The organism is Nocardia vulneris, assembly GCF_001613425.1.
In the GTDB taxonomy this organism is placed as follows: domain Bacteria; phylum Actinomycetota; class Actinomycetes; order Mycobacteriales; family Mycobacteriaceae; genus Nocardia; species Nocardia vulneris.
Genome location: NZ_BDCI01000022.1, coordinates 142,279 through 155,287, shown reverse-complemented (window position 1 = coordinate 155,287; position 13,009 = coordinate 142,279). Strand labels below are relative to the sequence as shown.

The following is a 13,009-nucleotide window of genomic DNA, read 5'->3' as shown; positions in this document are numbered from 1 at the left end:
CAATCGAACGGAGCCCGATGACTTCGACACAGCGCCCGACTTCGACACCGCGCTCGACTACGACACCGCGACGCACCCTGGGCATCGGCCTGGTCGGCCACGCCTTCATGGGACGCGCGCACTCGCACGCGTGGCGCAATGCGGACGCGTTCTTCGAACTGCCACGGCGGCCGGTGCTTTCGGTGCTGGCGGGGCGCGACCCCGCCCGCGCCGCGGCCGCCGCCGACCGGCTCGGCTGGGCGCACGCGGTGGGGGATTGGCGGCAACTGCTGGAGCGGGACGACGTCGATCTCATCGATATCTGCACGCCGGGGGACAGCCACGCCGAGATCGCCATCGCCGCACTGGGCGCGGGCAAGCACGTGCTCTGCGAAAAGCCGCTCGCGAACACGGTCGCCGAAGCCGAGGCGATGGCCGGCGCGGCCGAAGCGGCCGCCCGCAACGGCGTGCGTTCGATGGTCGGCTTCAGCTATCGCCGGGTGCCCGCGCTGGCGCTGGCCCGAAAACTGGTGGCGCAGGGACGGATCGGCACCATCAGGCACGTGCGCGCGCAGTATCTCCAGGACTGGCTTGCCGATCCGGCGGCGCCGCTGAGCTGGCGGCTCGAGCGCGCCCGCGCCGGGTCGGGCGCGCTCGGGGATATCGGTGCGCACATCATCGACGCCACCCGTTTCGTCACGGGGGAGGCGCTGACCGGCGTCTGCGCGCTGCTGGATACTTTCGTCACCGAACGCCCGCTGCCGGACCGGCCGGGCAGTGGACCGGTCACCGTCGACGACGCGGCACTGTTCCTGGGGCGGCTGTCCGGTGGCGGGCTCGCCTCGTTCGAGGCGACCCGGATGGCCGCCGGGCGGAAGAACGCATTACGCCTGGAGCTCAACGGAACTCGCGGCAGCCTGGTCTTCGATCTGGAATCGCTGAACGAGCTGTGGTTCCACGACCACACCGAAGAGCCGGAGCTGGCCGGTTTCCGGCGCATCCTGGTGACCGAACCCCGCCATCCCTATGCCGGGGCCTGGTGGCCGCCGGGGCACGGGCTCGGCTACGACCACACCTTCACCAACGAGGTCGCCGATCTGGTCGTCGCGATCGCGGCGGACAAAGACCCCGAACCGACCTTCGCCGACGGTCTGGCCGTGCAGCGGGTACTGGCGGCGGTCGAGGCGAGCGCGGCCGACGCGGGCCGCTGGACTGCTATCGGAGGAGCGCAACCATGAGACCTGTCACGCTGTTCACCGGCCAGTGGGCCGATCTGCCGTTCGAGGAGGTGTGCGCGCTGGCCGCGGGCTGGGGTTACGACGGACTCGAAATCGCGTGCTCTGGTGACCATTTCGAAGTGGACAGGGCACTGGCCGAGCCGAACTACGTTGCGGAGAAGCGCAAGACGCTGGAACGCCACGGTCTACAGGTCTTCGCGTTGTCCAATCACCTGGTCGGGCAGGCGGTGTGTGATCATCCGATCGACGAGCGGCATCGCGCGATCGTCCCGGCCCGGGTCTGGGGAGACGGTGAACCGGAGGGCGTGCGCCGCCGGGCCGCAGCGGAGTTGTCCGATACCGCAAGGGCGGCAGCGCAACTCGGGGTGCGCACGGTGGTCGGCTTCACCGGCTCCAGCATCTGGCACACGGTGGCGATGTTCCCGCCGGTGTCGCAGGAGACGGTCGAGCGCGGCTACCAGGATTTCGCGGATCGCTGGAATCCGATCCTCGATGTGTTCGACACCGAAGGTGTCCGCTTCGCGCACGAGGTGCATCCGAGCGAGATCGCCTACGACTACTGGACCACCTCGCGGGCACTGGCCGCCGTCGGCAACCGTCCGGCTTTCGGATTGAACTGGGACCCTTCGCATTTCCTCTGGCAGGACCTCGATCCGGTCACGTTCATTCTCGATTTCGCCGATCGGATCTACCACGTCGACTGCAAGGACACCAAGCTGCGCTGCGGTGACGGCCGTCGCGGGCGCCTGTCCTCGCATCTGCCCTGGGGCGATCTGCGGCGCGGCTGGGATTTCGTGTCCACCGGCCGCGGTGACGTGCCGTGGGAGGACTGCTTTCGCGCGCTCAACGCCATCGGTTACGACGGACCGATCTCGATCGAGTGGGAAGACGCGGGGATGGACCGGTTGGCGGGCGCGCCCGAAGCCCTGGCCTTCATTCGCGGCTACAACGCGGTCACACCGCCGGCCGCCGCGTTCGACGCGGCCTTCGGCCACGAGCGCTGAGGGTGACTAATGAGGGGTGCAGCGGACGCCGCCGCTCGCGGCGTCCGCTGCGTTTTCGATGACCAGGTCGAGTTCGTCGCGGGTGTGTTGCAGGTCGGCGATCTGCCGCTCGATCCGATCGCGTTCGGCCACCAGGTGCTCGACCAGTTCCGGGGTCGACTCACCCGTTGCCATGCACGGCAGGATGTACAGGATGGACTTGCTCGACAGTCCCGCGCTGTAGAGCCGTTGGATCATGTCGACGCGGCGCACGGCGGCCTCGGCGTAGACGCGCTGTCCGCTGGGGGTGCGTTCGGCGGCGAGCAGCCGGTGCTCCTCGTAGTAGCGCAGCGCGCGCACGCTGACGCCCGTTTTCGCGGCGAGTTCGCCGATCCGCATGTCTGCTCCTGGTGATCTGCCTCACGGCGACTTGCCTCTGACGTCAACGTCAGCTTTTAGCGTAGTGGGCGGAGTTCGAAACCGCCACCAGCGCAAAGGAAATGACTGTGACCAGCTTGTTCGATAGTTTTCGGCTCGGCAATCTGCGGTTGCCGAATCGGGTGGTGATGGCGCCGATGTCGCGCATGCGGGGCGGCACGGACGGCTCGGCGATCGCCTCGAACGCGATCTACTACGCCCAGCGGGCCACCGCGGGGCTGATCGTCTCGGAGGGGATTCCGCCCAGTCGGCAGGGTCAGTCGAATCCAGGTGTTCCGGCCCTGATCACCGACGCGCAGGCCGCGTCGTGGCGGCCGGTGACCGAGGCCGTGCACGCCAACGGCGGGCGCATCTTCGCCCAGCTCATGCACGGCGGCCGGGTCGGGCACCCTGACACCTCGGGGTACCAGCCCGTCGGACCGTCGGCGGTCCGGCTGCGCGCCGACGTGTTCACCCCGAGCGGAATGCAGCCCGCCGCAGCGCCGCGGGCGCTGTCGCTCGCCGAAATACCCGGCGAGGCACAGGTTTACGCGGACGCCGCCCGGCGCGCGATCGACGCCGGATTCGACGGCGTCGAGTTGCACGGCGCGAACGGTTATCTGATCCAGCAGTTCCTGTCGTCGAACGCGAACCAGCGCACCGACGCCTACGGCGGATCCATCAGCGGCCGAATCCGATTCGCCGTCGAGGCGGTGTCGGCGACCGTGGACGCCATCGGGGCGGACCGCGTCGGCATCCGGCTCTCGCCGGGCGGCACGGTCTGGGACATGGTCGAAGACGATGTGCCGGAACTGTATGGCGCGTTGCTCAGCGAGCTCGCCCGCCTCGATCTCGCCTTCGTCGACGTGCTGGCCACCGTGGACGAGCAGTTGCTGATCGAGCTGCGCAAGGCCTGGCCGAAAGCGTTCATTCTCAATCCGGGCGGGCAGATCGCGCCGAGTCCCTCGGATCGCGCCGCGGGCGAGTACTGGCTTGCCCAGGGTGCGGATCTGATCGGTTACGGCCGCGCCTACATCGCCAATCCCGATCTGGTGGAACGCTTCCGGACCGGCGTGCCGATACGCGCCCACGACCGCGACACCTGGTACACGAACACCGATGCCGGATACATCGACTATCCGAGCTACCAGTACTGAAAGCTGTTCTACCGCAATCGGCTACCCGAGGACGAGGGGGAGCTTCGCGGCCAGCTCGCCGAGTGCGGCCTGCTCGGCCTCGGTCGGGGCGCGGCGTCCGGTGCCGACGAGGAGTGCGTCGGTATCGGTGAACGATTCGGGGAAGGCGGCTCCGGCGATCTGTTCGAGCATGTCGCGGGTGCGGGCGAGTCCTTCGGCAGGTGGGGGCGTCGCGTCCGGGAGATCGGCGATGAGGTCGAGGTGGTGCAGGGTCCATTCGAGGACGTAGGCGCCGAGGTAGTCGCCGGTGGTGAGGACCTGGCCCTGGGTGCTGATCAGCTGTTTCGGGTCGGCGAGGTCGGCGGCGCGGCCTGCGGCGGAGCCGACGTCGTCGAGGTGCAGCCAGAGCAGTTGCGGCTTCTCGTAGGCGGCGGCCAACCGGACGATCAGCGCGTCGAGCGGGTCGTCGCCGGTCGGCGGGGTCTCGGCGACCGCCCAGTAGGTCACCGCGTCGCGGGTGGGCGCACCGTCGGCGGGCGTCACCAAGGTGATCAGCACATCCTGTGCATCGATGATCAAGTGGCACACCAGGTCTCGCACCAACCACCCGGTGCAGCCGGAAGGCCTGGCGAAGTCTTCGTCTCGGAGCTCGGCCACCGCCGAGCGCAACGCCGTCCATGTGCGGGAGAAGAGGTCCACATCGGCACGGTAGTGCGTTCTGCCATGGCGGACAAGCGCATTCGGCGCGGCGACCCGCGCACACGGCCGCAGTGTTCGGGCAGCGGCCGGCGTACTGGCTGACCCGGTACGGCGGCGAGGTGACGGTGGTGGAAAGGGGGCGCGCCCGCACGACTCGATGGCCGTTCCGGACTACGGCGACCTCCGCTGCGGCCCGTCTGACCCTGGCCTGTTTCGCGCGGATGCGGTGTGATCATCGCGTCGGTACCGCGCCGACGCCGGTCCGCGCGCGACGATAGGGGCCACCGTAACGAGGAGCAGGCCATGACCACCGAGTCACCAGGTGCAGTGCAGACCCTGCCGCCGCGGCGGCTGCCCACCACGCGGCTCGCGGTGGTGGTCGGCGCGCTCGGCGTCGTGTTCGGCGATATCGGCACCAGCCCGATCTACACGTTGCAGACCGTGTTCGATCCCGGCGATCCGCATCCGGTGCCGCTCAGCCCGGACAACATCTACGGCATCGTGTCGCTGATCTTCTGGTCGGTGATGCTGATCGTGACGCTCACCTACGTGACGCTGATCCTGCGCGTCGACAACGACGGCGAGGGTGGGATCATGGCGCTGATCACGCTGCTGCGCCGGATGGGCGGTGCCCGCAGCCGGGGTACCGCCGTCTTGGCTGCGGTCGGGATCTTCGGTGCCGCACTGTTTTTCGGCGACAGCATGATCACCCCGGCGATCTCGGTGCTGTCCGCCGTGGAAGGTGTGAAGGTGGTCCAGCCGGAGCTGGCGGAGCTGGTCGTGCCGATCACGGTGGTGATCATCGTGGCCCTGTTCGCGGTGCAGCGCCGCGGCACCGCCGCGGTCGGCCGGCTGTTCGGGCCGGTGATGATCGTCTGGTTCGGCGCGATCGGGGCCTGCGGTATCGGCGGCATCGCCGGGCATCCGGAAATCCTGAAGGCGTTGTCGCCGACCTACGCGCTGGGCTTCATGGCCGGGCACTTCGGCATAGCGTTCTTCGCGTTAGCGGCGGTGGTGCTGGCGGTCACCGGCGCGGAGGCGCTGTACGCCGATATGGGTCATTTCGGCCGCAAGGCGATCACGCACGGCTGGCTCGGTCTGGTGCTGCCCGCGTGCACGCTGAGTTACCTCGGGCAGGGTGCGCTGCTGCTCGGCGACGAGGCCGCGGTGGGCAGCCCGTTCTTTCTGCTGGCACCGGGCTGGGCGCGGCTGCCGATGGTGCTGATCGCGACGGCGGCGACGGTGATCGCCTCGCAGGCGGTGATTACCGGCGCCTATTCGGTGGCGTCGCAGGCGGCGCAACTCGGCTATCTGCCGCGGCTGCGCGTGACGCACACCTCGGAGTCGACCATCGGGCAGATCTATGTGCCGTGGATCAATTGGGTCCTGATGGTTTCGGTGATCACCCTGGTGCTGGCGTTCCGCAGTTCGGCGGCGCTGGCCTACGCGTTCGGGATGGCGGTGACCGGGACGATCACGATCGCGACGCTGCTGTTCTTCTACATGGTGCGGGTGAAATGGCAGGCCCCGCTGTGGCTCGTGCTGCTCGGCGCCGTCCCGCTGCTGCTGGTCGACCTGATGTTCTTCGCGGCGAACCTGACCAAGCTGGTGCACGGCGCGTGGTTGCCGCTGTTGATCGCGCTCACCGCGTTCACGGTGATGACCACCTGGGCGCGCGGGCGGGTGGTCGTCACCAGGGCGCGCGAGGAGAAGGAGGGCTCGCTGCGCGCCTTCATCGAGGAGCTGCGCGATCGGCGCCCGCCGCTGCGCCGCGTCCCGGGCACCGCGGTGTTCTTGAACCGCGGCAAGCAGACCACGCCGCTGGCGATGCGCGCCAATGTCGAACACAACCACGTGCTGCACGAGCACGTGGTGATTCTCTCGATCGAGACCGAGCCGGTGCCGCGCGTCCCGGACGCCGCGCGTACCGAGGTAGACGCGCTGGGCTACGGCGACGACGGAATCATCCATGTGACAGCGCGTTTCGGCTATATGGAGACGCCGAACATCCCGCACACCCTGCGGCTGCTCGATCCCGCGTCGACCGAAGGGCAGCTCTCGGTCGACGGAGCCTCGTACTTCCTGTCGAAGATCGAACTGAAGCGCGGCTCGGCGCCGACCATGGCGACCTGGCGCAAGCATCTGTTCATCGCCACGTCCTACATCACCGCCGACGCCGCGGAGTATTTCGGCCTGCCCGGCGAGCGCACCGTGATCATGGGCTCCCGCGTCGAGGTGTAATTCAGGTCGCGGCGCCCAGCGCGCGCAACAGCAGGTCGGTCAGGGTGTCGAGGTAGTCGGAGTCGATCGGGGCGCTGCGGACCGCACCCGCCAGTAGAGCGGAACGGCGACGACATCGAGCGGGTGGTGCTGCTCGGCTCGTCCGCCGTGCCCGCCGGTCCGGCCGACTTCGTGCGCAACGCGCTGCCAGGTCATTCGTCGGTTCCGGGGGCGGCGCGATAACTTGGTCCGGTGATCAGAAATTCGGTACCCACGACGGCGGGAGCATGGCGGGCGGGTGACGGCACGGCGGTGTCGTTGCGTGAGGCGACAGTGGCGTGGGCCTTGGCCGCACACGCGGAACTTTCCGAAATCGCTACGGGGTATGGACATTTCATCACCGTGCACGAATTGGCCGAGCGGGTGCAGGAGGCGTCCGGGGTGCACACCGCGGCCCCGACCCGCACCTGGATGGACGCGATCCTGCGCAAGATCGCCCGGCGCTGCCACAAGGCGGGCGAGCCGCCGCTCACCGCGCTGTGCGTGCGCCGCAATCACACCGTCGGCGACACCTACAAGTACGTGCTCGAACTCGCGGGCCTGCCGATCCCGAACGATCTGGAGACGCACGCCGCGTACGCGCGGTGGCAGTGTTACGAATTCCACGGCGCGGCGATGCCCGCGGAGATGGGCGTGCCGCCGCTCACGCCGAAGGTGGCGGGCCGCCGTTCGGTGAGCACCGCCGTGCAGACCGAGGTCAAACCGCAGCCGACGCGTCCCGCGGTCTGCGCGCAGTGCTTCATCCAGTTGCCGGCCAGCGGCGCCTGCGAATACTGCGGGTAGCCGCAGCCGGGCCCGGGGCTACCGGACCCGACTGCGGGTTGGGGGGCCAGGGAACGGCTACGACACGGCGCCGATGAAACCGCCGATGGCGGCACCGATGGCGCAGCCGATGATGGCGCCGACCAGGAAGAACCAGATCCCGATCAGGATGCCGACGACACAGCCGACGACCGCGCCGGCCAGGATGGCGCCACCGCCGCCGACGGTGTGCATGAACGGCAGATCCTGGGAGCTGGCCGCGACCGGGGCAGGCCCGCCCACCGGGGTCAGGGTCAACGCGGTGTCACTGGCCAAAGCTGGTGTGACGGAAAGGGTTCGGCCCGCGTCCACGCGCAAGGTCGTCGGAATCGCGCCGACCACCGCCCCGTCGTCGGCGACCACCTGGACCGCGTCCGGTGTCAGGACGAACCGGCCCGACGCCAGGGTGACCGTGGCCGAGGAATGATCGGCGGCGAGTGTCGTCGTATAGCCGATCGGGCCGTCCACCGCGCTGACGCTGATATCGGCCAATTCCGCTTCGCCGTGGGCCGTCGCCATGGTGATTCCGGTGGCCGCGATGGCGAATACTGCGGTCGCCACCAATTTCTTGATAAACATGGGTCTTTCCAATCCGTGCGGGTTTCCTTTGACGTTCCCCCGACAAACGGCACCGGACGTAGCATCATGATGCGCGCGCCGCTCTCGGCGTGTCCATACGGTGTTTTGCCTGTTAGAACCGGGTTCTCGGTCTGGTTTTCGCCCCTCGGATTGGGGGTTGGAATTGTGCTATTCCGGTTGTTCGGCCGGGCACGGGTCGTCGGAATACGGCAACCCGAGCGCTTTGTGCACCAAATAGGCGACGGCGGGCGAGTTCGGCAGGATGCCGTGGTGATAGGTGTCGGTGGGACACACGTCCTGCACCCAGACATTGTCGACGGTGGCGCCCACACCGGCGCGCAGGAACGTCGCTTCCGGCGGGGTGACCACGTGGTCGACCCGGGTCGCGATCGCGGTGTAGTGGATGCCGGGTTCGGTGTCGCCGGCGGCGTTCAGCGTGCGCAGGAACTCGCTGCTCGCCAGCTGCTGGGCGGCGGCGGTGCCGAGCACTCTGGCGATCATGCTGTCCGACATCACGGAGGCGCTGCCGGTGGGGAGGAGATAGCCGAGCCCGTCCGCGGTGGTGCCGTGATGGGTGGCGGCGATGGTGACGAGATGGTCGACCTTGTTCCGGGCGGGGTCGGCGCGGTCCGCACCGCCTTCGAAACGCAGATATTGCCGGGCCAGCGGGCCACCCTGCGAATGGGCGACGATATCCACCCGCGCCGCGCCCGTGGCGGCGCGTACCCGGGCGACGAACGCGGCGAACTCCTTGGCCGAGGTGCGAATATCGGCAGTGCCGAACACGCCGGGCACGGCGCCGCGCATGCTGGTCGGGGCGTGCCCGTAATTGAGCGAGAACACGCACACGCCATGCGCTTTCAGCTGCGGGGCGAGCGTGTCCCAGGCGCTCTGGTTGTCCCACGTGCCGTGCACCAGCAGCACGGGTTGCGGATAGGCCGCCGCGGGCACACAGGTCCAGTCGTTCGCGCCGGTGGGCGGCGTGGTCCAGTCCGCGCCGGTGTCGGCGGCCGCGGGTGCGGCGGCGAGCAGCACCGCGACGGCAACGGCAAGTGCGACAACACCCCAGCGACACCGACGGGCAGCCATCGAGGCACGGTTCCTTTCGCCGATACAACAGGTCTGCTCAGCAGATCGGCTGCCTCGATGCCAAGTCCGTCATCAGATGTCGGGCCACAAACCATTCGGCGCGGGCCAATAGAACCATTGCGGTGCGGCGGTGGCAAACATGTCGTCCGGAGTGGCGGGCGAAATATTTCCGGTGGCCGGTGCGTCAATGTCTTTCTGCCCGGAACGGATTCACGCTTCGAGCGGTGGCTTGTCGGCGATTCTCGATACGCGCGGACAGTTTGCTGCCTACTCTCACGAGGCTTGTAGTACGAACGCCTGGAGTCTCCGCAATGACGATGCCCCTACCCGCCGCAGACAGCGGGGCCGGTCAAGCCCCGCACGGTTCCCCCATCGACACCGACGGACCCCGGGTCTCGTTGTATTCACCGGAGTTCGCTGCGGATCTGCACGGCGCCTATCGGCGGATGCGCGCGCAGTACGGATCGCTGGTGCCGGTGGATCTGGCGGCGGGCGTACCCGCCACCTTGGTGATCGGGTATTACACCGCGGTACGAATCTTCAACGACCCGGACCATTTCCCGGCCGACCCGCGAGCCTGGCAGCAGAACATTCCGTCCGATTGCCCGGTATTGCCGATGATGCAGTGGCGACCGAATGCGTTGCGCAGCGCGGGCGCCGAGCACGCGCGTTATCGTCAGGTGAATACGGCGGGCCTGGACAAGGTCGACCAATACGGTCTGCACGACACGGTCGCCGAGATAGCGATACCGCTGATCAACGCGTTCTGCGCGGACGGATCGGCGGACCTGGTGCGCCAGTATGCTTTTCCGCTCGCTTTCGCGGTATTGAACGCGCTGCTCGGCTGTCCGGCCGAAATCGCGCAGCAGGCCGCCACCGGAATGGCCGCGATCTTCGAAGGGGTCGACGCGGACCGGGGAAACAAGATGCTCGTCGCGGCGCTGCTGGAATTGGCGCAGCGCAAGCGGACCGCGCCGGGCGAGGACGTGACCACCCGGATGTTGCAGCATCCCGCCGAGCTGACCGATACGGAAATGGTGCACCAGCTGGCGACGCTGTACGGCGCGGGTATCGAGCCGCAGCAGAATCTGATCGTCAACACCCTGCTGCTGATTCTCACCGACGAGCGGTTCGGCGGCAGCGTGCTCGGCGGCAGCCTGTCCACCCGCGACGCGCTGGACGAGGTGCTGTTCAACGATCCCCCGATGGCGAACTTCTGCATCAGTTTTCCGCGGCAGCCGATCCTGATCGACGACATCTGGTTGCCCGCGCACCAACCGGTGGTGATCAGCATGGCCGCCTGCAACACCGATCCCGCGATCGCCGCGAATCAATACGCGGGCAACCGATCTCATCTGGCCTGGGGCACCGGACCGCATGTGTGCCCGGCCAGCTCGCTGGCCTATCTGATCGCGCAGGATGCGATCGATCAACTCCTGGACGCGCTGCCCGAGATCGGCCTCGCGGTCGCGCCGAGTGAGCTGATCTGGCGACCGGGGCCGTTCCACCGCGCGGTGACCGCGTTGCCGGTCACCTTTCCTGCCGCACCGCCGCTGCCATTGCCCTAGCGTGAAACACGAACCGGCCGACGGTTTCTCGAAGAACCGCCGGCCGGAGGTGTACTCCCGGATCAACGGGAGTGCGCTGCCCGGGCCGAGTCGGGTGGTTCAGCCCGGGGCGGGTCGATCGCGGCGCGCGATCTAGTTGGGGTGCGTCGCGCCGTCGAGCGCGGCCAGCATGGCCGGGGTGTCGACATAGTTGTCGAAGCCGACGACGCGACCCTCCCGCAGGTGCCAGACATGGATGTTGGGGACGTCGAAGGCGACGTCGCCGCCGGTGGTGGTGCCGACCCCGCGGCCCATCATGACCACGTCGTCACCCGCCGCGAAGATGCTTTGCGGCACCACATTCGCGTCGATGTGCGCCAGCATCGTCCCGAAATACGTATTGGCGCCTGCATGCCCGACATGCCGTCCGCCCCACGGCAACTGTGCGGCCTCCTTGATCTCGATATCGGGGTCGAAAAGTCGCTCGATGACCGAAAAGTCGCGCGCGCCGAACGCGTGGTACACCTGGGTGACTAATTCGAGATTGATCTGGGACACTGAAAGAGCTCCTCGTGGGGCGAAACGTGTTGAACACCAACATCCTTGCGCCAGCCCGGGCGCGTCGCCACACGAGGAAGGCTGCATTTTGGCAACGGAATTCCGGGGCCGCCACCGTGATTGCGCCGGTCGCGAAAATGACGCGCGCCCCGGAACTCGGTGCTGGTAGGAATGCAGCCATGTTCAACGACCTGAGTCTGTTCGCCGGGATCGACCTCGCCGCCCGCATCGAGCGCGCCGAACTGTCGTTGATGGCCGAGGGCGCGCAGGGCGCCGCGCGCCGCGATCCGCGCGAGCGGGTGCTGCGGCAACCGATCGGCAGCGGTCTCGCGGTGTGGGCCGGCGCGCATTCACCGCTGGACAAGGTGGTCGGCGTCGGCATGGGCGGCGAGTTCGACGACGCGGTGCTCGAAGCGGTGGAAAAGGCCTACGCCGACCGCGGTGCGCCGGTGCAGTTCGAGGTGTCGACCCTGGCCGATCCCGGTGTCGTAGACCGTCTCACCCGGCGCGGCTATGTGCTGACCGGCTTCGAGAATGTGCTCGGTCTGCCGCTCGCCCCGGGGCGAGCGGCACAACCGGCCGAAGGCGTCGAGGTGCGCGCGGTCGGGTCCGGCGAATTCGATCGCTGGCTGGACATCTTCATCGACGGGTTCGCCGCGCCGGATACCCAGGGCGTCGGCTCCGACGAAGCGTTCCCGCGCGAGGTGCTCGCGGACGCGATGCGCGATATGGCCGGGGCGAGCGGCTTTTCCGGCTCGATCGCGTGGCTCGACGGCGCCGCGGCCGGTGCCGCGAGCCTGCGCCTGCACGACGGTGTCGCCCAACTCTGCGGCGCCGCGACCCTGCCCGAGTTCCGGCGGCGTGGCGTGCAGGCCTCGCTGCTGTCGACGCGATTGGCCGCCGCGGCCGCCGCGGGCTGCGATCTCGCGGTGGTCACCACGCTGCCCGGCTCGAAGTCGCAGCAGAACGTGCAGCGGCTGGGCTTCCAACTCCTTTACGCCCGTGCGGTTCTCGTCGACCCCGCTTCAGCACAGCGCTGATCCCGGGGTGTCCGCTGCGCGAGGTAGTCGGGGCGTCCGGGTAAAGCCGCCGCGTACTCCTAGCGGATGAGCCGGGCCGTCGTCATCGGCGGTAGGGAGGACCGCCGCGCGCGGAAACATCCGTCCTCCGGAGTACGCCGATCCGGTCGCGCGGCCGATGCGGCGCGCCTGCTCGCGGCGACAGAATTCCGGTGACGCTGCCATCCAGCCGGAGGTTTCGAGATGACGACTGTGCTGCGGAGCGGCCGCTACATCGCGGCGACCGTGGACGAATTGCGGCAGCACACGGCCGCGGACAAGGCGGCGGGCGTGGTCAGCCAGCGGGCGTTGTTTCCGCGCCGCGGGCGCATCGAGCTCGACGAGGACGTGCTCGTCCTCGCGGATTGGAGCGACAACGGGGACCTGCTGCTGTCGCGAGCGGCGATCGTTTCGCTGCGCCGGGAGTTCACCGCGCTCTACGGCAGATTGATGGGCGGGCTGCTCAACTCGGGCAAGCCGCTGATCTTGAAGACGACGACGGCGGGCGAGATCTACGTGTTGATCGATCGTCGCGAATTCGCCGAGTTCACCGACAACCGGCAGTGGGCCGACGCGATCGCCCAGTGGCAGGACTGCTGAGCCGAGACCGCTGCCCCGGGCCGGTCGGCGTGCCATCCGCGCAGG

Annotated in this window: 13 protein-coding genes; 8 read left to right on the top strand and 5 right to left on the bottom strand. The window is 68.4% G+C overall.

Annotated features, from left to right (window positions below; translation table 11 throughout):
- The first annotated feature begins 17 nt into the window (after window positions 1–17).
- Both NVU01S_RS23930 and NVU01S_RS23925 read left to right on the top strand, forming a co-directional pair.
- Entirely contained in the window at window positions 18–1,217 is a 1,200-nt protein-coding gene (locus NVU01S_RS23930; protein WP_082032230.1) for a Gfo/Idh/MocA family protein, read from the top strand.
- Entirely contained in the window at window positions 1,214–2,221 is a 1,008-nt protein-coding gene (locus tag NVU01S_RS23925; RefSeq protein WP_043676346.1) for a sugar phosphate isomerase/epimerase family protein, read from the top strand. The genes NVU01S_RS23930 and NVU01S_RS23925 overlap by 4 nt, the downstream gene beginning before the upstream one ends.
- Before the next feature lie 6 nt (window positions 2,222–2,227).
- Here NVU01S_RS23925 and NVU01S_RS23920 read toward each other — a convergent pair whose 3' ends face one another.
- Window positions 2,228–2,599, bottom strand: coding sequence for a MerR family transcriptional regulator (locus NVU01S_RS23920; protein WP_043676344.1), 372 nt, complete (start codon window positions 2,597–2,599; stop codon window positions 2,228–2,230).
- 107 nt (window positions 2,600–2,706) lie between these two features.
- Here NVU01S_RS23920 and NVU01S_RS23915 point away from each other — a divergent pair, with 107 nt between their 5' ends.
- The gene (locus tag NVU01S_RS23915; RefSeq protein ID WP_043676448.1) at window positions 2,707–3,774 is read left to right on the top strand and encodes an alkene reductase; all 1,068 of its coding nucleotides are present in this window, start codon (window positions 2,707–2,709) and stop codon (window positions 3,772–3,774) included.
- A gap of 21 nt (window positions 3,775–3,795) precedes the next feature.
- Here NVU01S_RS23915 and NVU01S_RS23910 read toward each other — a convergent pair whose 3' ends face one another.
- The gene (locus NVU01S_RS23910; protein ID WP_043676342.1) at window positions 3,796–4,452 is read right to left on the bottom strand and encodes a maleylpyruvate isomerase N-terminal domain-containing protein; all 657 of its coding nucleotides are present in this window, start codon (window positions 4,450–4,452) and stop codon (window positions 3,796–3,798) included.
- A 303-nt stretch (window positions 4,453–4,755) separates the two neighbouring features.
- Here NVU01S_RS23910 and NVU01S_RS23905 point away from each other — a divergent pair, with 303 nt between their 5' ends.
- Together NVU01S_RS23905 and NVU01S_RS23900 are read left to right on the top strand one after the other, a co-directional pair.
- Window positions 4,756–6,693: a potassium transporter Kup gene (locus NVU01S_RS23905; protein WP_063048160.1), complete on the top strand. Its 1,938-nt coding sequence runs from the start codon at window positions 4,756–4,758 to the stop codon at window positions 6,691–6,693.
- A 231-nt stretch (window positions 6,694–6,924) separates the two neighbouring features.
- Window positions 6,925–7,515, top strand: coding sequence for a hypothetical protein (locus tag NVU01S_RS23900; RefSeq protein WP_244467280.1), 591 nt, complete (start codon window positions 6,925–6,927; stop codon window positions 7,513–7,515).
- A 57-nt stretch (window positions 7,516–7,572) separates the two neighbouring features.
- Here NVU01S_RS23900 and NVU01S_RS23895 read toward each other — a convergent pair whose 3' ends face one another.
- Both NVU01S_RS23895 and NVU01S_RS23890 read right to left on the bottom strand, forming a co-directional pair.
- Window positions 7,573–8,112 carry a DUF8020 domain-containing protein gene (locus NVU01S_RS23895; protein WP_043671869.1) on the bottom strand — a complete coding sequence of 180 codons (540 nt, stop codon included), beginning with the start codon at window positions 8,110–8,112 and terminating at the stop codon, window positions 7,573–7,575.
- 168 nt (window positions 8,113–8,280) lie between these two features.
- Window positions 8,281–9,201, bottom strand: a complete 921-nt coding sequence (locus tag NVU01S_RS23890) for an esterase/lipase family protein (protein ID WP_043671866.1) — start codon at window positions 9,199–9,201, stop codon at window positions 8,281–8,283.
- A 311-nt stretch (window positions 9,202–9,512) separates the two neighbouring features.
- Between NVU01S_RS23890 and NVU01S_RS23885 the strand changes: the two genes are divergently transcribed.
- Window positions 9,513–10,769 carry a cytochrome P450 gene (locus NVU01S_RS23885; protein WP_043671863.1) on the top strand — a complete coding sequence of 419 codons (1,257 nt, stop codon included), beginning with the start codon at window positions 9,513–9,515 and terminating at the stop codon, window positions 10,767–10,769.
- A gap of 132 nt (window positions 10,770–10,901) precedes the next feature.
- Here NVU01S_RS23885 and NVU01S_RS23880 read toward each other — a convergent pair whose 3' ends face one another.
- Complete coding sequence (locus NVU01S_RS23880) at window positions 10,902–11,306, bottom strand: nuclear transport factor 2 family protein (protein WP_043671861.1); 405 nt, start codon at window positions 11,304–11,306, stop codon at window positions 10,902–10,904.
- A gap of 197 nt (window positions 11,307–11,503) precedes the next feature.
- On the opposite strand from NVU01S_RS23880, the gene NVU01S_RS23875 reads away from it, so the two are divergent.
- The gene (locus NVU01S_RS23875; RefSeq protein WP_043671968.1) at window positions 11,504–12,346 is read left to right on the top strand and encodes a GNAT family N-acetyltransferase; all 843 of its coding nucleotides are present in this window, start codon (window positions 11,504–11,506) and stop codon (window positions 12,344–12,346) included.
- A gap of 222 nt (window positions 12,347–12,568) precedes the next feature.
- Entirely contained in the window at window positions 12,569–12,964 is a 396-nt protein-coding gene (locus NVU01S_RS23870; protein ID WP_042257748.1) for a hypothetical protein, read from the top strand.
- The last annotated feature ends 45 nt before the right edge of the window (window positions 12,965–13,009 follow it).

What these genes read in the sequence shown, in the direction of transcription:
- NVU01S_RS23930 (WP_082032230.1), top strand. Translation starts at nt 18, where the DNA reads ATGACTTCGACACAGCGCCCGACTTCGACACCGCGCTCGACTACGACA.
- NVU01S_RS23925 (WP_043676346.1), top strand. Translation starts at nt 1,214, where the DNA reads ATGAGACCTGTCACGCTGTTCACCGGCCAGTGGGCCGATCTGCCGTTC.
- NVU01S_RS23920 (WP_043676344.1), bottom strand. Translation starts at nt 2,599, where the DNA reads ATGCGGATCGGCGAACTCGCCGCGAAAACGGGCGTCAGCGTGCGCGCG.
- NVU01S_RS23905 (WP_063048160.1), top strand. Translation starts at nt 4,756, where the DNA reads ATGACCACCGAGTCACCAGGTGCAGTGCAGACCCTGCCGCCGCGGCGG.
- NVU01S_RS23895 (WP_043671869.1), bottom strand. Translation starts at nt 8,112, where the DNA reads ATGTTTATCAAGAAATTGGTGGCGACCGCAGTATTCGCCATCGCGGCC.
- NVU01S_RS23890 (WP_043671866.1), bottom strand. Translation starts at nt 9,201, where the DNA reads ATGGCTGCCCGTCGGTGTCGCTGGGGTGTTGTCGCACTTGCCGTTGCC.
- NVU01S_RS23885 (WP_043671863.1), top strand. Translation starts at nt 9,513, where the DNA reads ATGACGATGCCCCTACCCGCCGCAGACAGCGGGGCCGGTCAAGCCCCG.
- NVU01S_RS23870 (WP_042257748.1), top strand. Translation starts at nt 12,569, where the DNA reads ATGACGACTGTGCTGCGGAGCGGCCGCTACATCGCGGCGACCGTGGAC.